This window comes from Sinorhizobium sp. 7-81, assembly GCF_030124405.1.
Taxonomy (GTDB): Bacteria; Pseudomonadota; Alphaproteobacteria; order Rhizobiales; family Rhizobiaceae; genus Sinorhizobium; species Sinorhizobium psoraleae.
In genome coordinates this window covers 197,918-217,199 of the sequence record NZ_JASKLT010000003.1, presented here as the reverse complement: position 1 = coordinate 217,199, position 19,282 = coordinate 197,918, and the positions used below count along the sequence as shown (strand labels likewise).

Below are 19,282 nucleotides of genomic sequence, written 5' to 3'. Positions count from 1 at the left end.
GCGACAGGCCGTTAAGATGCGCTTCTTGAAATATTGGAGAGCCGGGCGGGCGGTTCGGCGGAAAGCACGGGAAAAGCGATATGGCTGGTAGCGTCAACAAGGTGATCTTGATCGGAAATGTCGGGGCCGACCCGGAAATCCGGCGCACGCAGGATGGCCGCCCGATCGCCAACCTGCGCATCGCCACCTCGGAGACCTGGCGCGACCGCAACAGCGGAGAGCGTCGCGAGAAGACGGAATGGCACAATGTCGTCGTTTTCAACGAAGGCCTCTGCAAGGTGGTCGAGCAATATGTGAAGAAGGGCGCCAAGCTCTACATCGAGGGCCAGTTGCAGACCCGCAAGTGGCAGGACCAGACCGGTAACGACCGCTACACGACCGAGGTCGTGCTGCAAGGCTTCAACTCGACGTTGACGATGCTCGACGGTCGCGGCGAGGGCGGCGGCTCCGGTGTCAGCCGGGGCGGCGGCGACTTCGGCGGCGGCTACGAGGATTACGATCAGTCGCGCCAGTCTTCGGGTGGGCGCTCCGGCGGCCAAGGTGGCCAGGGCGGTCAGAGCGGGGGCAACTTCTCGCGCGATCTCGACGACGACATTCCGTTCTGATGTGTTGCCGCTCGCGAGAACGGCTCCGCGAAAAACGTCGAGAATTGGAAAAGCCGGTCGCAGTTGGACCGGCTTTTGACGCTTTGGTTGTCCCACGAGTGCACCTATGGCGCCGCGCGTCTTATCAGACGCGCAAAGAACGCTGTAATCCTTTGAATTGCCGCATGTTCTATCCTTAAATCGGCTGCGACTTAACGAAATATGCAGCAGAGCCGCCCCGATGCGACGGACGAGCGCCGTTTTCGGTGACGCGATGCATTGCGCTGTTGATCTCCGGTTCTTCCGGCCAGATGCGTTACGCCAGGAAGGCCGAGCGCACGCCGTCGAGGACGAACTGCACTGCCAGTGCCGCCAGAATGACACCAAGGAGGCGTGTGAGGATCGCCCGTCCCGTGACCCCGAGGAAACGGTCAATGCGTTCGGAGATCACCAGTGCCAGAAACAAGAGCACCATCGACGCTGCGATGACAACGAGAAGCTGGACACGATCGGTAACCGAGGGAAATGAACTGCCAAGCAGGATGGTGGCCGAAATCGCACCCGGACCGGCGATCAGGGGCAGGGCGAGGGGGAATACCGCGATGTTGTGAATATGGTCCTTGGTCACCGCGACTTCGCCGGTCTTTTCCTTCCGTTCCTGGCGTCGTTCGAAGATCATTTCGAACGAGATCCAGAAAAGCAGCAGACCGCCCGCGATGCGGAAGGCGCCGATCGAGATCCCGAGCAAGCCAAGAATGCCGTCACCGAAGAGGGCGAAAGCGGCAAGGATGAAAAAGGCGATCATCGAACCGCGGGTGGCGACCTGGAAACGTTCCTGGCGGCTCAGGCCCACGGTAAGGCTCAAGAAGATCGGGGCGAGACCCGGCGGATCGAGCGTAACAAGCAGCGTCGTCAGTGCGTTGATCAAGAGATCGGCATCGAACATCCGTTTCCCCTTCCGGATTGCTACCCCGGGTTTTCCCGGTGGCTTGCGCGCATTGTTAGGCAAGCGCGGCGAGCTTGGAAAGGGGCGGCTAGCCAACGGCCGATCAATGGCTTAAACCGACCTGGGACATGCCTCGCGGCCTTGATCGTAAGGGATGCGCGGCGCGCATGCTCGGCGCCTCGCAAATCTCATTCCGATTTCCGGACGAATGCCCTAGAAAAGCCTGTTCCTGCGGCAAAAGACTGTTCACAACCAACTGCAAAAATTGGCGCTTAGAGCCGCATTCGGCTATAAAAAATCGACTGATTCTGAACAAAGATCGTGATCAACATTGACTGAACAAAGCACTCCCGGCGGCGGAAAAAATCCGCCAGGCATCGAGCCGATTTCCATCATCGAGGAAATGCAACGGTCCTATCTCGATTACGCCATGAGCGTAATCGTTTCCCGCGCGCTTCCCGATGTGCGCGACGGCCTGAAACCCGTTCACCGGCGCATCCTCTACGGGATGAGCGAGCTCGGCATCGACTGGAACAAGAAATACGTCAAGTGCGCCCGCGTCACAGGCGACGTGATGGGTAAATACCACCCGCACGGCAACATGGCGATTTACGATGCGCTGGCGCGCATGGCGCAGGAGTGGTCGCTGCGATTGCCGTTGATCGACGGTCAGGGCAACTTCGGTTCGGTCGACGGCGACCCGCCTGCGGCCGAACGCTATACCGAATGCCGGCTGCAGAAAGCCGCGCATTCGCTGCTTGACGATCTCGACAAGGAAACGGTCGATTTCCGCGACAACTACGACGGCACGCTGCATGAGCCTGTAGTCGTACCGGCGAAATTCCCGAACCTGCTGGTGAACGGCGCAGGCGGTATCGCCGTCGGCATGGCGACCAACATCCCCCCGCACAACCTCGGCGAAGTCATCAACGGCTGCATCGCGCTGATCGACAAGCCGGCGATCGAACTGCCGGAACTGATGGAGATCATTCCGGGGCCGGATTTTCCGACCGGCGCCCTGATCCTCGGCCGTTCCGGCATCCGCCAGGCCTATGAGACCGGCCGTGGCTCCGTCATCATGCGCGGACGTGCCCATGTCGAGCCGATGCGCGGCGATCGCGAGCAGATCATCATCACCGAGATCCCCTACCAGGTGAACAAGGCGACGATGATCGAGAAGATGGCCGAGCTGGTGCGCGACAAGCGCATCGAAGGCATCTCGGACCTTCGCGACGAATCCGACCGCCAGGGCTATCGCGTCGTCATCGAGCTGAAGCGCGACGCCAACGCCGAGGTCATCCTCAACCAGCTCTACCGCTACACGCCGCTGCAGACCTCGTTCGGCTGCAACATGGTGGCGCTCAACGGCGGCAAGCCGGAGCAGATGACGCTGCTCGACATGCTGCGCGCCTTCGTCTCCTTCCGCGAAGAAGTCGTTAGCCGGAGAACAAAATTCCTGCTTCGCAAGGCGCGCGAGCGCGCGCATGTGTTGGTCGGTCTCGCCATCGCCGTCGCCAATATCGACGAAATCATCAAGCTGATCCGCCACGCGCCCGATCCGCAGACGGCGCGCGAGCAGTTGATGGAGCGCCGCTGGCCGGCGCATGACGTCGATGCGCTCATTCGTCTGATCGACGATCCGCGTCACCGCATCAACGATGACGGCACCTACAATCTCTCGGAAGAGCAGGCCCGCGCCATCCTCGACCTGCGCCTGCAACGCCTGACAGCGCTCGGCCGTGACGAAATCGGCGACGAACTCAACAAGATCGGCGAGGAAATCAAGGACTACCTCGATATCCTCTCCTCGCGCCTGCGCATCATGTCGATCGTCAAGCAGGAAATGGAAGCTGTCCGCGACGAATTCGGAACGCCACGGCGGACCGAGATCGCCGAAGGCGGCCCCGATATGGACGACGAAGACCTGATCGCCCAGGAAGACATGGTCGTGACGGTTTCTCATCTCGGCTATATCAAGCGCGTGCCGCTGACCACCTACAGGGCGCAGCGCCGCGGCGGCAAGGGCCGTTCCGGCATGGCGACGCGGGACGAGGATTTCGTTACCCGGCTATTCGTTGCCAACACCCATACGCCGGTCCTGTTCTTCTCGTCGCGCGGCATCGTCTACAAGGAAAAGGTCTGGCGACTTCCGATCGGTACGCCGCAATCGCGCGGCAAGGCCCTGATCAACATGCTGCCGCTCGAGCCCGGTGAACGCATCACCACGATCATGCCGCTGCCGGAAGACGAAACGACCTGGGAAAACCTGGACGTGATGTTCTCGACCACCCGCGGCACGGTCCGCCGCAACAAGCTCTCGGACTTCGTCCAGGTCAACCGCAACGGCAAGATCGCGATGAAGCTCGACGAAGAGGGCGACGAAATCCTCTCGGTCGACACCTGCACCGAGCTGGACGACGTGCTGTTGACGACGGCGCTCGGCCAATGCATTCGCTTCCCGGTTTCCGACGTGCGCGTCTTTGCCGGCCGCAATTCGATCGGCGTGCGCGGCATCTCGCTCGGCGACAGCGACCGCATCATCTCGATGGCGATCGTTGGCCATGTCGATGCGGAGCCGTGGGAGCGTGCGGCCTATCTGAAGCGCGCAGCCGCCGAGCGGCGCACGAACGGCGAAGAAGAGGAGATCGCTCTGGTCGGCGAAGAAGTCACCGACGGCGGCGAGCTTTCCAACGAGCGCTACGAGGAACTGAAGGCACGCGAACAATTCGTGCTGACGGTCTCCGAAAAAGGCTTCGGCAAGCGTTCGTCCTCCTACGACTTCCGCACGTCGGGCCGCGGCGGCAAAGGCATCCGCGCTACCGACACCTCGAAGACGGCCGAGATCGGCGAGCTGGTCGCCGCCTTCCCGGTCGAATTCAACGACCAGATCATGCTCGTCTCCGATGGTGGTCAGCTCATTCGCGTGCCCGTCAGCGGCATCCGTCTGGCCAGCCGAGCGACGAAGGGCGTTACGATCTTCTCGACCGCCAAGGACGAGAAGGTCGTGTCTGTCGAGCGGATCAGCGAGCCGGACGGCGAGGACGAGATTGTGGAAGCTGCGATTGCCGAAGGCATCGCGCCGGAGCCACCCGAGGCTTCGGAAGACTGAGCGCACTTGCTTGCCAAACTTGGAAAGCCCGCCCTCCCGGCGGGCTTTTTGTCGTCCGCTGGGCTATTGCCGGATATAGGCCTGCAGCCCGCGTGCCAAGGCATCGAATGCAACACGGCAGCGCGGGCTCGCGCGCAGGTTTTCGTGCATCACCAGCCAGGTTTCGAGCTTCATCTGGAAGGCGTCGGGCAACACATGGGCAAGCTGTGGATCGCGGGCGGCAAGCGCATTCTGGCAGATGCCGATGCCGAACCCGGCGCGTATGGCCGCGAGCTGCGCGACATTGCTGTCGGTCTTCAGCGCAAAACGCACCGCCGGCAGATCCGGCGTGCGCGCCATGATGCTGCGGATCGCAGCAGTTTCCCGATCGAAACCTATCAGGGTGTGGCGGGAGAGGTCATCGATCGTTTCAGGCACGCCGCGACGGTCGAGATAGGACCGATGCGCGTGGAAGCCGAGGCGCACCGCGCCGATATGAAGGGCAACCAAGGCATCCTGCGACGGTCTGACCATGCGCACGGCGATGTCAGCATCCTGGCGCAAAAGATCCTCGACTGTGTCCGATGCGGAAAGCTCGATGGTGAGGTCCGGATATTCCCGGTTAAGTTCTGCAAGGATCGGCGGCAAGACCTCTATGCCGATCACCTCGCTGGCGCTGATGCGGACGGTTCCGCCAATCGCGCCATGCTGTCCGGAGGCGGCACGAAGCAGAGCGGAGGAGGTGGCCGCCAGGGCTTCGGCATAGGGCTTCAGTTCCAAGGCTGCATCGGTCGGCAACAGGCCCTGCGGCGAGCGAGTAAACAGCGGAAGACCGAGGACTTCTTCCAGCGCATCGACATGACGGCCGACCGTCGGCTGCGTCAGCCCAAGTTCGCGCGCCGCCGCCGATAACGATCCTTCGCTCAGGACCATCAGAAAGGTGCGGTAAAAATCCCAGCTCGGTTCAGCCTTGTTCATAGATTTAAGTATAGCTGCCATAGTTATTTAGACAATTCCGTTTGGCATGAACACCGGCGATCCTCAATCCATCGAAGCGATGGAGAGAGAAATGACGGAAACGCAGGGCAATTCAGGAACGGTTCTGGTGCTGGGCGCCACTGGGGGAATAGGGGGAGCGGTGGCCCGCGGCCTTCACCTCCGCGGGTGGACGGTCCGGGCGTTGAGCCGGGATGCGGCGAAGGCATCCAGAAACGTGTCGGCCTTCGAATGGATGCAGGGCGACGCGATGAACGCCACGGACGTTATGGCCGCGGCCGATGGAGCGAGCGTAATCGTGCACGCGGTCAATCCGCCCGGTTATCGCAACTGGGGCAAACTCGTTCTGCCGATGCTCGACAACACGATCGCTGCGGCCAAGGCGGTCGGCGCGCGCATCGTCTTGCCCGGCACGATCTATAATTTTGGACCCGATGTCTTCCCGCTACTCAACGAAGATGCGCCGCAGAATCCACGAACGGAAAAAGGCGCCATCCGCAAGGAAATGGAAGCAAGACTGAAGGCTGCGTCCAAGGCTGGCGTTCATGTCATCATTCTGCGGGCAGGGGACTTCTTTGGCCCGAGCGCCGCCAACAACTGGTTTTCCCAAGGGTTGGTGAAGCCCGGAAGACCGCTTACGGCGATCAGCTATCCCGGGAAGAAGGGAACTGCCCACCAATGGGCCTATTTACCGGATGTGGCAGAGACGATGATCAGATTGATCGAGCGGGCGGAAAGCCTTCCGCCATTTGCGGCCTACCATATGCGCGGTTTCTTCGATGACGACGGCACCAAGATGATTGCGGCCATCCGGCGCGCTGTCGGCAAGCCTGATCTCAAGGTCAAAAGATTTCCCTGGTGGCTCGTGACCCTTGCGTCGCCCTTCGTGCCGCTTTTCAAGGAGCTCAAGGAAATGCGCTATCTTTGGCGCGAGCCGCTCGAGATGCGGAATGATCGGCTGATCGCCACACTCGGTGAGGAGCCGCAAACGCCGATCGATGACGCGGTTCTGGCAACTCTCACCTCGCTCGGTTGCCTTCCGCGGGATTGCGGAAGGCAGTTGACGACCGCGCCGGGACGCCTGGGTGTCAGTTCTTGAAAACGATGCAGGCGCCGCCGCTCTTGCGAATGGCGGCGCAAAGCTCGTTTGCCTCGGCGCGCGTCTGCCTACCAATGCGGGCCGCGTATCGTCTTCTCACTCCGAAGGCGCCATTGCGCTCCCGTACGAGGACCGCCTTTTCGGTGTTGATTGGCGACGGCAGTCTTTTCACCGCATGCAGGAACAGCCGTTGCGCAACGGATTTCTGGTAATGCGCCGACAGTTGGACACCCCACGGCGCCCAGACGGCCTCATCGGCGATGACCAGCTCGCGCAGCCGCCGGGTATTGGCCAGCGCGACGCAGCCATCCAGGAAGCTCTTGCCCTTGTCGAGTTCGAGATTGAGCGACTTCGGTGGATTATCCCGCCAGTCTTCGACGGGATAGGCTGTAATTGCCAAGACATAGTCGCGCGTCTCGTATGGTAGCCGATCGTTTTCGAGGAAGCGCTCTAGGCCAGCCTCGCCAGCATTGTAGGCCGCTGCCGCAAAACCGAGATTGCCATAGCGCGACTTGAGTTCGCTTAAATACTCGGCCGATTTGCCGAGGGCCGCCACAGCATCGAAACTGTTCGACAAGCCGCGCAGCTTTGCCGTTGCGGGCATGAACTGGGCAATTCCCTCCGCGCCCTTCGGACTGATAGCGTCCGGCTGGAAAAGACTTTCGCGCCAGATCAGCCGGGCAAAGAAGGAAGCCGGCAGGTCATTCACCAAGGCATAGTGCTCAATGATGCCGCAGACATCTCGGGCGAAATTATCGGGGCTGATGCAGAGGCGGACGGAGGGGTTTGCCGCGGAGACACCCGAATAGAGGCATTTTCGCGGAGCGACCGGCGCATCGGTGCGGGCCTCTGCAACACCGGAGACCGCGCCGGCAAGCCAGCCGGCGACCCACAACGCGGCTCCGGCAGCGCGCGCCAGACGTCCCATTCGGTTGCCCCAGATGTGGCATCTGCCCGCTCTGCTCTGTTCGCCCATGCGGCTCCTCAGCGACAAACGAGTGAACATACATAGCATCTTCGTACGCGACGAAAAACCGGCGAAGGCAATCTCAGTTCGGCGAGCCGGTGCGCAGAACCAGTTGCATAAAGGTCAGATCAAGCCAGCGACCGAATTTCGTCCCGACTTCCTTCATGTGGCCGGTTTGCTTGAAGCCCAGTTGCTCGTGCAAACGGATCGAGGGGAGGTTGCTCGATTCGATTCCGGCGACCATTACATGCTTGCCGAGTGCCTCGGCGCGCTCGATGAGCGCAACCATCAACGCCCGGCCGATACCGCCGCCGCGCCGGTCGCTGCGCACATAGACCGAATGCTCGACCGTGTGGCGATAGCCGTCGAAAGCACGCCATTCGCCGAAGGAGGCATAGCCGATGACTTCGCCGGTTTCGGACTGTGCAACGAGCACAGGAAAACCTGCCGCCTTCCGCGCTTTCAGCCAGGCTGCGCGATTGGCGACATCGACGACCGTTTCGTTCCAGATCGCCGTCGTGTTCGCCACCGCGTCATTGTAGATATCGCGAATGGCCTCGATGTCGGCGTCGACCGCATCCCTAATTTGCATATTGCTCTCCCGTAACCGTTCTCCATCGAGAACGCCGTGAGCTTTAGCGGTTCAGTGCAGCCGCGGCAATCTCAGCCACTGCAAGTGGGCTTTCAGCACTTTCGCCGTCCTGCAGGAACCAGGCTGCCGACAGGCCGGCATAGGCAAGGACCCAGTAAAGAACCCGCCGTGGCTCGAGCCGCGCCTCCTGCGCTACGACAGCGAGTTGTTTCTCGAGTCGCCCAGGCGCTGTGACGATCGGCAATTCAGGATTACAAAAGAGGTTTGCATAGTCGAAGCCCCGCTCGCCATGGAGACGCTTCGGATCGATCGCGAGCCAGCCCCGTTCACCAAAGTCAAGGATGTTTCCATGGTGGATGTCGCCGTGCAGCACGGTCGGCGGATGAGGATCTGCGAAAAGCGCCCTTGCCGCACCAGCACAAATCTCGAACAGACCGGCTTGGGCATGCGCAGTTGGTTCGAGCGCTTCGAACCATCTTTCGAGCGGGACGAGTTCCGGGAGTGGCATCGAGCGCGGAGCATGCAGCGCGGCGACCGTGCGGCAGATGATCCGCGTCGCGGTATCGTCGCTGCCCGTCATTGCCATGTGAAAGAGCGCGCGCCGGCTTTCCGCGCGCTCCATGAGGATGGCTTCACCGCCCTCGGCATAGACACGAGCCGCGCCATGACCGTCCCACCAGCGCATCAGTAAACCGCCGAATTTTTCCTCCGCTTCCTGCGCAACCTTGAGCATTGCCGGCAGGCCGCGCCAGCGCACCGGCAGCAGGCGGCTCGAACGGGTGGTGATCGCCTCGCCATCGGGCACCAGCGACCATCTCTCAATCCAGGAAGCAAACATTAGGGCAGGATAGTAGATTCGTGATGGGAAAGGGCCCCGCATTGCGCGAGGCCCTTCGTGGCCAAGTCTCAAGCAACCTGATCAAGCACCGGATAATCGGTGTATCCTTTGGCGCCGCCGCCGTAGAACGTTGCCTGGTCGGGAGCGTTGAGCGGTGCGTTGTCCTTCAGCCTGCGGACGAGATCGGGGTTGGCGATGAAGGGCTTGCCGAAAGCAACGAGATCGGCTTCGCCAGTTTCGACGGTCCTGACCGCGAGGTCTCGGTCGTATCCGTTATTCGTCATCCAGGCAGCCTTGCCGCCGGCCGCGGTGTAGGCAGCGCGGAGCCCGGCATAATCGAAGGGGCGATCGCCCTGCTGGTGATCACGCGCGCCGCCCGTCGCGCCCTCGATGACGTGAATATAGGCAAGCGGATAGCGGGCAAGTTTTTCCACGACGTAAGTGAAGAGCGTCTGTGGCTCCGGGTCAAAGGCATCATTGGCCGGAGTGACCGGCGAAATACGGATGCCAACCCGGCCTGCGCCGATCTCCTTCGTGATCACGTCGACTACCTCGAAGATGAAGCGCGCGCGATTCTCGATCGAACCGCCATAGGCGTCCGTGCGCTGGTTGGAGCCGGAACGCAAAAATTGGTCGATCAAGTAACCGTTCGCGGCGTGAATCTCGACCCCGTCGAACCCGGCATCGATCGCGGCACGCGCGGCCTTGCGGTAGTCTTCGACGATCCCAGCAATTTCCGCCAGTTCCAGCGCGCGGGGTTCGGACGTTTCTGCGAAACCGCCGGTTCCATCCTCGTTGACGAGATAGGTCTTCGACTTTGCCCGGATCGCCGAGGGAGCGACGGGCTGGCCGCCATTTGGCTGGAGAGACGTGTGCGAGATACGGCCTACATGCCACATCTGGACGACGATCTTGCCGCCGGCGCTGTGAACGGCATCCGTCACCTTACGCCATCCTTCGAGTGCCTCGGGCTTATAGAGACCCGGAACGTCGGCATAGCCTTGCCCCTGATGCGTGATCGCCGTCCCCTCGGTAATCAGCAAGCCGGCGGAAGCGCGCTGCTCGTAATAGGTGACGTTCAGCGTGTTGGGGACCGCTTTCGGCGAGCGGTTGCGGGTGAGCGGAGCCATCACGACCCGATTCTGGAGCGTGATTTCGCCGATCGTGATCGGGTCGAAAAGTGAAGCCATGAAATGTGCTTTCCGTTGCAGCTGAGACTTGGGAGGAAGAAAGCGATGTCAGAGGTTGCCGATGGCCTTCAGGAACTCGGCGATCGTTTCCTCGTTGCGCTTGTAGAAAACCCACTGGCCGACGCGCCGGGTTGTCACCAGACCGGCGCGTTGCAGGACGGCGAGGTGAGACGACACGGTCGATTGCGATAGGCCGCAACGTTCGAACTGTCCGGCGCAGACACCCATATCGAGTGGATGCTCCTGGCCTGAGAAATGTGCCTCCGGCTCCTTCAACCATGTAAGAATGTCCATCCGAGCCGGATGCGCCAACGCCTTCAGGATTTCATCTTTATCCATTGCAAAATCGCCGTACCTAGTTACATCGATATATGTATCGACAAATTTCGATATACAAATCACATGCCCGTGATCTCATACAAAGCGGAATGCAGACGCCAAGCAGTCCATCCGGATCCAGCGCCAACACGCCGAAATCGACCCGAAATCATGCTCTTTCATCGGCAAAAAAAGAGGGCCACAAGAAAACTTGGGCCCTTACAGTTGTGAAGGTCTCAAACCTCCAGAGGGGAACAGCTGCTGCGGCGGCTGGGAGGAGAATGCCGCCATATGCATCAGCCAAGAAACATGTGGGGAATGCAAAGGCGGCTTTCAATAGCTGGCCTTGCCATTTTCTCGAGTGAAGGCTTTGGGGAGCGGCAGGCAAAAAAAGAGGGCCACAAGAAAACTTGGGCCCTTGTAGTTGTGAAGGTAATAAGAACCTCCAGAGGGGAACAGCTGCTGCGGTGGCACTGGGAGGAGAAGCCACCAAAGATGCATCAGCTGGGTTTGGTATGCTGTTTTTTTGGGCGCACAGCAATCATTTAATATGCATGACAGCCATGTCGTGTGCGCATCACTGCACATTTATGCGGCGCACAGAGCGCCCCCTCTAACGGGAACTTCCTCCGCGTTAGAAAATATCCTTACAAAACGGTACCTTACAACTACTGTGAGCAATTGCCCAGAATTGAAGCAACTGAAGCAGGCGTCAAAAATTCCAGTTGCGCGCCTTGGCAACGATATAGTCACGGAAGACTTTCAACTTCGCCGCGTTCTTCATTTCGTCCGGGTAGCAGAAATAGGTGTCGAAGGACGGAATGTCTGCGCTGATCGGAAGCTGAATGAGTCCGGGATCGCGGCCGACGATGTAGTCGGGAAGCATGGCGATGCCGATGCCTAGCAGGCAGGCGCGCTTGATCGAGGTCTGGCTGTTGATCTGCAGATGCGAGATTCGCGGATTGTCGTGATCCCGTCCGGCGATCTCCAGCCAGTTCACATCGAGCAGGTAATTGGGCGCCGGCTCGCCGAAGGTGATGATCCGGTGATTGTCCAGATCCTCGACGGACTGGGGCTCGCCGTGCTTGTTGATGTAGGAGGGCGCGGCATAGATATGCATGTGCACCGTGAAGAGCTTGCGCTGGATCAGATCCGACTGCTGCGGCTGACGCAGCCGGATAGCGCAGTCCGCGTGCCGCATGTTCACGTCGAGCTCTTCATTGTCCAGGATGAGCTGGACCTGCACGTCCGGGTGCAGCGACATGAATTCCTGTATCTTGTCCGTCAACCAGCCCTGGCCGAGCCCTACCGTGGTGGTGATGCGCAGCTTCCCGGTCGGTTTGTCGGTCGTCTCAGTGAGTTGCACCTTGACGCTTTCGAGCTTCATCAGCACTTCATGCGCGGTGCGGTAGAGGATCTCGCCCTGTTCGGTGAGGATCAGGCCACGGGCGTGGCGATGAAACAGCTTGATGCCGACGTCCTGTTCGAGCGAACTGACCTGCCGGCTGATGGCCGATTGCGAGAGATGGAGTTTGTCTGCCGCATGCGTGAACGAGCCGGCCTCGGCCGCCGCATGAAATATGCGCAGTTTATCCCAGTCTAACGACATGAAAGCCCCCATATACCACCACGCCGGGGAACTGAATAATCGTCCTCCGGTTGTGGCCTGATGCATCTGTTCCCACGCGGGACGCGGCGCCTCACGGCGCACACCCCGATTCGCAGCTTCTATTCGGCTGCAATTGCGACGGGCATATGACCCGCCAGATATTTCTCCGCCTCGAGCGCCGCCATGCAGCCCATGCCCGCCGCCGTGACTGCCTGGCGGTAGACGTCGTCAGTGACGTCGCCGGCAGCGAAAACACCCGCGACATCGGTCGCCGTCGAATCCGGCGCCGTCCAGAGATAGCCGTTCGGCTTCTGGCGAAGCTTGCCCTTGAACAGCTCCACCGCCGGCGCATGACCGATGGCGACGAAAACGCCATCCGTCACCATGTCCGTGGTTTCGCCGGTCTTCGTGTTGCGAAGCTTCACGCCGTTGACCGAAGCGGGCATCGGTGGCTTTGCCGGCGTGCCGAGATATTCGACGACCTCATGATCCCAGATGACCCTCACATTCGGCTTGGCGAAAAGGCGTTCCTGAAGAATCTTCTCGGCCCGGAATGCGTCGCGACGGTGAACGACGGTGACCGTCTTCGCCAGATTTGAGAGGTAAAGCGCTTCCTCCACGGCGGAATTGCCGCCGCCGACGACGAAGACGTCCTTGTTGCGATAGAAGAAACCGTCGCAGGTGGCGCATGCCGAAACCCCGAAGCCCATGAAGGTCGGCTCGGTCTCAATGCCGAGCCACTTGGCCTTGGCGCCGGTGGCGATGATCAATGCGTCCGTCGTCCAGTCGTTGCCGCTATCGGTCTTGATGCGGAAGGGGCGGACGGAAAGATCGACATCCGTCACAAGATCATTGACGATCTCCGCACCGACATGCGTCGCCTGCTTCAGCATCTGTTCCATCATCCAGGGGCCTTGGACCGGATCGGCGTAGCCGGGATAATTCTCCACGTCGGTGGTGATCATCAATTGGCCGCCCTGTTCCATTCCCGCGATCAGCACCGGCGAAAGCATGGCGCGCGCCGTGTAGATGGCCGCAGTGTAGCCAGCAGGGCCGGAGCCGACGATCAGCACTTTGGTATGGCGGGCAGTCATGAACGTGTCCTTGATAGGCCGGAGAGCCTGGGCAGCATCATCCGGTTCCGTTGGTTACTGGCAAATATCGCCTTACTTTAGGTATTCACCGCTTGTACTTTCAAGGGTGTGGCCGCCTATACACACAAGTGCTTGGGCTATGGGCAGCGTTTTGGCACCAGATCGGGCATTTTTGCATCGTTTTCAATGTCTCGGTCGATCCCGGAGCGCGATTCCGCGGCAACGGCGACCCGCTTTGTTTTGCAGCGCTTTCGTGCCAGAAGGCCGATCCGGTGCATCAGTTGCTGGGATGCGTGCGGAAGCCGTGGTGATTTGCGCTGGATTTTCACAAATGTCTACCCGAAGGTTCCTGTGCATGCGGCAGCGAGTACTCTCGTTCTGACGCCAGTTTGCATGCTAGGCACAGGAGTGAAATTAGCCGCTTGCGGGAATGGCGGGCCTGTCGCATTCGCGGCGACAACGCTATCGTTCTCTCGCAGATTTGGGCGGCGATTGGCGTAATCCTGCTGACGGGCATATAAGGCCTCCTTCGCAAAGGCCGATGAAACTGGGGATGCTAGGCAATGGTCATACGCGTCGAGCTCGATGCCATCGATATGAAAATACTGCGCGAACTGCAGAGCAACGGCCGGATGACAAATGTCGAACTCGCCGAACGTGTGGGCATTTCGGCGCCCCCTTGTCTGCGCCGCGTCCGCAAGCTGGAGGAGGCGGGTGTCATTCGCGGCTACCGCGCACTCCTGAACGCATCGGCGCTCGGTTACGATCTCGTCGCCTTCTGCATGGTCGGCCTCAAGCATCAGTCGGATGCGAACCTGAAAGCATTCGCCGCCCGCACCGCTTCCTGGCCGCTGGTCCGCGAGGCCTGGATGGTCTCAGGCGAATCCGACTTTCTGCTGCAGTGCGTGGCCGAGAACCTTGCGAGCTTTCAGGATTTCGTTATTGAGGAGCTAACGGCAACCGACAATGTCGACACGGTGCGCACGATGCTGACGATCCGTCAGGTGAAGGACGCGTGCCAGGTGGAAATCTAGCCGCGGCCCGCGGTCACCGTACTCGGCCTGCGATCCCTGTAGGAAAGTACCCGTGAAACCATGCTCCCGCTCGGGAAAAGTACCGGAATGTTTCTTAGGTCGGGCCGCCTCATCTCAAAAACGGCTTGAAAAGGCATCGGCGTGACCTCCAAGCTTCCGCTTTCCGCTTTCATCATCTGCCTCAATGAAGAAGGCTATCTGGGCAATTGCATCGAAAGCCTCGAGCAATGCGCCGAGATCGTCATCGTCGATTCGGGCTCGACGGACGGCACGGCTGCGCTCGTGCAGTCCTATATCGACAAAGGCTGGCCGATCCGGTTCATGTACGAGCCGTGGCGCGGCTATGCAGGACAGAAACAGTTCGCGCTGGAGCAATGCAGCCAGCCGTGGTGCTTCAACATCGATGCAGACGAACGGCTGGATGCGCCGCTGCGCAAGCTTTTGCCTGACCTTCTCCGGGCCCCCGCGGACACGGTGGGCTGGCGCGTTGCGCGGCGACCTTATCTGATTGGCTATGGCTATACGCCGGTAAAGGTGCATGAGCGGCGCAACCTGCGCCTTATCCGCCGGGGCAGGGGGCAATACGATCTCAGCCAGAAGGTGCATGAAGGCATCGTACCGGACGGCAAGGTCGAGAACGCCCGCTCCGGCAGCCTTCTTCATTTCCGGCCGCTGCTTATGGACGAGCAGATCCTCAAAGAAAACAAGTACTCGAGCCTGAAAGCCGACCAGCAGGTTGAAGCCGGCAGGCCGCCAAGGTCCTATAAGCTAGTCTTCGGTCCACCGCTCTATTTCTTTCGCCTCTATTTTCGCAACGGCCTTTGGCGCTGCGGACTGCCGGGCTTCATCGAGGCTATGACGGGCGCCGTTTATTCTTTTCTGACCGCGGCCAAGATCTATCAAAGGCATGCCCTCAAGCAACGGTCGAATGCGGACGACGCGCTTTCCCGCTAGAGCGATTGCGGAAAAGCTGATCCAAGGCTCGAAAGGTAACTCATGAAGGTCATGCATATTCACTTCGGCAAGGAAGGCGGGGCAGAACGGTTCTTCGTCAACCTCGTCAATGCCCTGCATGACAGGGGCGTCGAACAGCGTGTGCTCATCCGGCCCGATCGCAGTTGGCGCAAGGATATCGAGGGCTGTGCGACGATCTACGAAGGCATTTTCCGCAGGGTCTCGCTTTCGCGGTTTCTTCTGCAATGGAGAATGCGGCGCATTCTTCGCGATTTCCGGCCTGACGTCATCATGGCTTGGCAGTTGCGGGCAAGCCGCTTCATGCCGGCATACGAGGACGCCATGCGTATCTCTCGGCTCGGCGATTACCCCGAACATCTCGGCTACTACACCAATGTCGAGACGCTGGTTTGCATCACGCCGGACATGGCCGCGAAAGTTCGCGAACTCGGGTGGAAGCGTGGCGTAGAGGTGATTGCGAATTTCACCCGCGCGACACCGGTCGCTCCCATTGCGCGCAAGGAGATGCAGACACCCGCGGATGCGTTCGTGGTCGTCGGCATGGGCCGATTTGTCAAACGCAAGGGCTTCGACGGGCTGATCCGCGCGATAAAGAAGGTCGACGGCGCGCATCTTTGGCTCGTCGGCGACGGGCCGGAGCGCGAGCGGCTCGAACAGCTGACGAATGAACTCGGCGTCCACGATCGCGTGCGTTTCGCAGGTTGGCAGACCAACGCCTACGGCTATCTGGCGGCAGGCGACGCGTTCGCCATCAATTCCTCGCATGAGCCGCTCGGCAACGTCTGTTTCGAAGGCTGGGGAGCCGGCAAAGCGACGATCTCCTCGCGCGCGGAGGGGCCATCCTGGGTGATGACCGACGAAGTCGACGCGCTGATGGTGGATCGCGGCGACGACGAAGGTCTGGCGAATGCCATCCGTCGGCTGCGCGACGATCCTGAGCTTCGGGAAAGACTGAGTGCCGGCGGCCGCGAAACGCTACGTACGCGCTTTTCCGAACAGGCGATCACTGATGCCTACATTGAACTTTTCTCCAGGGGTGCAGTGCAACGATGAAGGTCATGCACTTTCATTTCGGCAAGGATGGCGGCGCTGAGCGCTTCTTCGTCCATCTCGTCAACGCGCTCGCCGAACGCGGCGTGGAGCAGACGTCGGTCATCCGACCCCGCCGTCTTTGGCGCTCCGAAATCGAAGGCGCGACCAGGATAATAGAAAGCCACTTCCGGAACCTGTCGCTGGATCGCCTGCTGCTGCCGCGCAAGGTGATGCACATGGCGCGGCGCGACAGGCCGGACGCCCTGATGGCCTGGGCGCCGCGCGCCAGCGAATTGATGCCACCTTACAAGGGATGCATCAGGATTTCGCGGCTCGGCGACTATCCGCCACGTCTCGACTATTTTCGCAACACGGACTGTCTCGTCTGCAATACGCCGGGCATTGCCGAACATGTCCGCAATCTCGGCTGGAAGCGCGAGATCGAGATCATCTCGAATTTCACCAACACCGAGCGCGTTGAACCAGTCAGTCGGGCGACGCTCGACACGCCGGAGGGAGCCCCCGTCGTCATGTCGATGGGGCGCTTTGTGGAGCGCAAGGGTTTCCACACGTTGATCGCGGCGATCGCCAAAGTACCCGGCGCTTACCTTTGGCTGCTCGGCGATGGCGAGGAACGGGACAACCTCCACAAGCTCGCAACCGATCTCGGCGTCGCCGGCCGGGTGCGTTTTGCCGGCTGGCAAAAGGATACAAGGCCGTTTCTCGCGGCGGCCGATATTTTCGTGATGGCGTCAAGTCACGAGCCGCTTGGCAATGTCATCCTGGAGGCCTGGGCGCAGGGAACACCGGTCGTCTCGAGCCGCTCCGAGGGGCCGCAATGGTTCATGCGTGACGACGAAAACGGTCTGATGGTCGACATCGGCGACGCGGATGGTTTCGCGCGTGCGGTGGAACGCATCGCCAACGACCAGGCGTTGCGGACAAGCCTTGCCAAGCGAGGGCATCAGACGCTGATGGCACAGTTCTCCAAGCAAGCGATTACTGACGCCTACCTGAAGCTCTTTGCCTCGAAGCGGTAGGCGTCCCCGACAGCCAGTGCTTCAGCGCATCAGGCTTTCATAGATGGCGCCTATTGCGCGCGCTTCGCCTTCGATGGCGAAACTCTTGGAGGTCCGCAACAGACCGTTGGCGCCAGCGGCTGCAAGTCGCGGCAGATCGTCCATGAAGGCGACGGCGCCATCGACCATGGCGTTCAAATCGTCGGCGGGAATGACAATGCCTGTTTCCTCGGCACCGTCGGCAATCAACTCCGAGAAAGCGCCGACATCGGTTGCCACCACCGGGACGCCGCTTGCCATGGCCTCCAACGGCGTCAGCCCGAATCCTTCCCAGCGTTGTGGCGCTACGAAGAGGTCGAGTGCGCGGTACCAATCGGGAATGTTGGTGTGTTCTCCGACGAAGAGGATTCGGTCCGCGAGGCCCGCCTTGGCAGCCCGTTGCTTCAACTCCGCCTCGAAGGCGAGATGCTGTCCGGTCGCGCGTCCGGCAACGACGGCGCACCACTCGGGTCGGCTGGGGAGCAGGGCGATCATGCTGTCGACGAAGAGATCGGTGCCCTTCTGGCGGCGCACGCGCCCGAAACAGCCGGCGAATTTCTTGGTCGGATCCAGTCCGAGCACACGTTTTGCCTCGGCCTTGTCGGTCGCCGGCCGGAAGCGCTTGGTGTCTATACCGTGCAAAACCACGGTATTCGGCACTTGCAGATAGGCGGCCGTCTTGCCGCTGGTGGCAATCACCGCATCCATCCGGCCAATAAGGAACTTGCTCCACCCCGTATGCCGGCGTTGCGAGGCGGAGGTGAAAACGATCCTGATTTTCATGCGCAGAAGATCGCGCAGGATGATCGCCGGCAGCATTTCGACATTGCGGCGCGCATGCCAGACACGGCATGGCCGCCCCGCAGGAGCCTCCCACAGATGGATCAGATCGCGAAATCGGATCGATGGCAATGTCGAGGGAAGCCCGGGGCCAAGAACCGCAATTTTCTGGCCGAGCGCTCGCTGGATCGGTACGAGCTGAATGATCGTCGACGTGACGCCGGAGAGGCGTTGCTTGAAATTGGGCGCAATGATCTCGATGTCCCGGATATCGGCCACTTGAGCGCTCTCCTCGCGCATACGACAATCATCTTTTGCAAGGGGAAGGGACGGAGCGAACCTCACGCCCCTTGAACGGGATGAGAGCAGCCCGCCGTGGCTCGCGAGCATCGATCACGTTGGGTAGTCTCGGCTCCAACCCAAAGTCATCGTGCTCGCGGAGCTCGTCAGCCCCAGTGAATGGCGAGGATTTCGTAGGCCTTGGAGCCGCCGGGCGCATTGACCTCGATCGAGTCGCCGACTTCCTTGCCGATCAGCGCACGGGCAATCGGAGAGGAAATAGAGATGCGGCCTGCTTTGACGTCGGCTTCCTGGTCGCCAACGATCTGATAGGTCTTCTCCTCTTCGGTGTCCTCGTCGACGAGCTTGACCTTGGCGCCAAACTTGATCTTCGACCCGGACATTTTCGAAAGATCGATGACCTCGGCGCGCGCAATCAGATCCTCGAGTTCGGTGATCCGGCCCTCGTTGTGGCTCTGCGCTTCCTTGGCAGCGTGATACTCAGCGTTTTCCGACAAGTCACCGTGGGCGCGAGCCTCGGCGATCGCTTCGATGATTCGCGGGCGTTCTCCCTGCTGGCGCCAGCGCAGTTCTTCCTGCAGATTGGCGAACCCACCCTGTGTCATCGGCACTTTGTCGACCATTTCATCATCCTTCATCAAGCGCACGCGGCGCCACCTTTCGGCGGCGCCAACGCAAAAGAAAACGGTCTCCGGCGCGTAAGCGTCGGAACCGTCCGAAACATCCGAACGGCACTTATAGCAGAAAGCCAATTGCCATTGCCAGATTTTTCGCCCCGCGCC

General features: G+C 60.6%; 18 protein-coding genes. 7 read left to right on the top strand and 11 right to left on the bottom strand.

Annotation, left to right across the window (positions count from 1 at the left end; all coding sequences use genetic code 11):
• Positions 1 to 80: 80 nt before the first annotated feature.
• Complete coding sequence (locus tag QN224_RS13685) at positions 81 to 605, top strand: single-stranded DNA-binding protein (protein WP_173513004.1); 525 nt, start codon at positions 81 to 83, stop codon at positions 603 to 605.
• A gap of 295 nt (positions 606 to 900) precedes the next feature.
• Here the strand turns inward: QN224_RS13685 and QN224_RS13680 are convergent, their stop codons facing one another.
• Positions 901 to 1,530 (bottom strand): MarC family protein, encoded by a 630-nt coding sequence (locus QN224_RS13680; protein ID WP_283977129.1) that lies wholly within the window; start codon positions 1,528 to 1,530, stop codon positions 901 to 903.
• A gap of 331 nt (positions 1,531 to 1,861) precedes the next feature.
• On the opposite strand from QN224_RS13680, the gene gyrA reads away from it, so the two are divergent.
• Positions 1,862 to 4,639, top strand: coding sequence for a DNA gyrase subunit A (gene gyrA / locus QN224_RS13675; RefSeq protein ID WP_283977128.1), 2,778 nt, complete (start codon positions 1,862 to 1,864; stop codon positions 4,637 to 4,639).
• A gap of 63 nt (positions 4,640 to 4,702) precedes the next feature.
• Here gyrA and QN224_RS13670 read toward each other — a convergent pair whose 3' ends face one another.
• Complete coding sequence (locus QN224_RS13670; RefSeq protein ID WP_283977482.1) at positions 4,703 to 5,596, bottom strand: LysR family transcriptional regulator; 894 nt, start codon at positions 5,594 to 5,596, stop codon at positions 4,703 to 4,705.
• 91 nt (positions 5,597 to 5,687) lie between these two features.
• Between QN224_RS13670 and QN224_RS13665 the strand changes: the two genes are divergently transcribed.
• Positions 5,688 to 6,713, top strand: a complete 1,026-nt coding sequence (locus QN224_RS13665) for an NAD-dependent epimerase/dehydratase family protein (protein ID WP_283977127.1) — start codon at positions 5,688 to 5,690, stop codon at positions 6,711 to 6,713.
• Here QN224_RS13665 and QN224_RS13660 read toward each other — a convergent pair.
• The 7 genes from QN224_RS13660 to trxB all read right to left on the bottom strand — a co-directional run bounded on the left by QN224_RS13660 (position 6,703) and on the right by trxB (position 13,321).
• A complete protein-coding gene (locus QN224_RS13660; protein ID WP_283977126.1) occupies positions 6,703 to 7,641 on the bottom strand; it encodes a lytic transglycosylase domain-containing protein in 939 nt (312 codons plus the stop codon). The genes QN224_RS13665 and QN224_RS13660 overlap by 11 nt on opposite strands.
• A 121-nt stretch (positions 7,642 to 7,762) precedes the next feature.
• Positions 7,763 to 8,272, bottom strand: coding sequence for a GNAT family N-acetyltransferase (locus tag QN224_RS13655; RefSeq protein WP_269283589.1), 510 nt, complete (start codon positions 8,270 to 8,272; stop codon positions 7,763 to 7,765).
• A 43-nt stretch (positions 8,273 to 8,315) separates the two neighbouring features.
• Positions 8,316 to 9,110 carry an aminoglycoside phosphotransferase family protein gene (locus QN224_RS13650; RefSeq protein WP_283977125.1) on the bottom strand — a complete coding sequence of 265 codons (795 nt, stop codon included), beginning with the start codon at positions 9,108 to 9,110 and terminating at the stop codon, positions 8,316 to 8,318.
• Positions 9,111 to 9,178: 68 nt separating this feature from the next.
• Positions 9,179 to 10,300, bottom strand: a complete 1,122-nt coding sequence (locus QN224_RS13645) for an alkene reductase (RefSeq protein ID WP_283977124.1) — start codon at positions 10,298 to 10,300, stop codon at positions 9,179 to 9,181.
• Positions 10,301 to 10,348: 48 nt separating this feature from the next.
• Complete coding sequence (locus QN224_RS13640) at positions 10,349 to 10,639, bottom strand: helix-turn-helix transcriptional regulator (RefSeq protein WP_173512995.1); 291 nt, start codon at positions 10,637 to 10,639, stop codon at positions 10,349 to 10,351.
• A 691-nt stretch (positions 10,640 to 11,330) separates the two neighbouring features.
• On the bottom strand, positions 11,331 to 12,227 hold the full coding sequence (locus QN224_RS13635) for a LysR family transcriptional regulator VtlR (RefSeq protein ID WP_173512994.1): 897 nt from the start codon (positions 12,225 to 12,227) through the stop codon (positions 11,331 to 11,333).
• A gap of 119 nt (positions 12,228 to 12,346) precedes the next feature.
• Positions 12,347 to 13,321, bottom strand: coding sequence for a thioredoxin-disulfide reductase (trxB, locus tag QN224_RS13630; protein WP_283977123.1), 975 nt, complete (start codon positions 13,319 to 13,321; stop codon positions 12,347 to 12,349).
• 563 nt (positions 13,322 to 13,884) lie between these two features.
• On the opposite strand from trxB, the gene QN224_RS13625 reads away from it, so the two are divergent.
• The 4 genes from QN224_RS13625 to QN224_RS13610 all read left to right on the top strand — a co-directional run bounded on the left by QN224_RS13625 (position 13,885) and on the right by QN224_RS13610 (position 17,402).
• Positions 13,885 to 14,355, top strand: coding sequence for an Lrp/AsnC family transcriptional regulator (locus QN224_RS13625; RefSeq protein WP_173512992.1), 471 nt, complete (start codon positions 13,885 to 13,887; stop codon positions 14,353 to 14,355).
• A gap of 141 nt (positions 14,356 to 14,496) precedes the next feature.
• A complete protein-coding gene (locus QN224_RS13620; RefSeq protein WP_283977121.1) occupies positions 14,497 to 15,309 on the top strand; it encodes a glycosyltransferase family 2 protein in 813 nt (270 codons plus the stop codon).
• Positions 15,310 to 15,351: 42 nt separating this feature from the next.
• Positions 15,352 to 16,383: a glycosyltransferase gene (locus QN224_RS13615; RefSeq protein WP_283977119.1), complete on the top strand. Its 1,032-nt coding sequence runs from the start codon at positions 15,352 to 15,354 to the stop codon at positions 16,381 to 16,383.
• On the top strand, positions 16,380 to 17,402 hold the full coding sequence (locus tag QN224_RS13610) for a glycosyltransferase (protein ID WP_283977118.1): 1,023 nt from the start codon (positions 16,380 to 16,382) through the stop codon (positions 17,400 to 17,402). Before QN224_RS13615 ends, QN224_RS13610 begins: the two co-directional genes overlap by 4 nt.
• Before the next feature lie 21 nt (positions 17,403 to 17,423).
• On the opposite strand, the gene QN224_RS13605 is transcribed toward QN224_RS13610, so the two are convergent.
• Positions 17,424 to 18,479 (bottom strand): glycosyltransferase family 4 protein, encoded by a 1,056-nt coding sequence (locus QN224_RS13605; RefSeq protein WP_283977117.1) that lies wholly within the window; start codon positions 18,477 to 18,479, stop codon positions 17,424 to 17,426.
• Between the two features lie 167 nt (positions 18,480 to 18,646).
• Positions 18,647 to 19,123, bottom strand: a complete 477-nt coding sequence (gene greA, locus QN224_RS13600) for a transcription elongation factor GreA (RefSeq protein ID WP_136505474.1) — start codon at positions 19,121 to 19,123, stop codon at positions 18,647 to 18,649.
• Positions 19,124 to 19,282 lie beyond the last annotated feature (159 nt).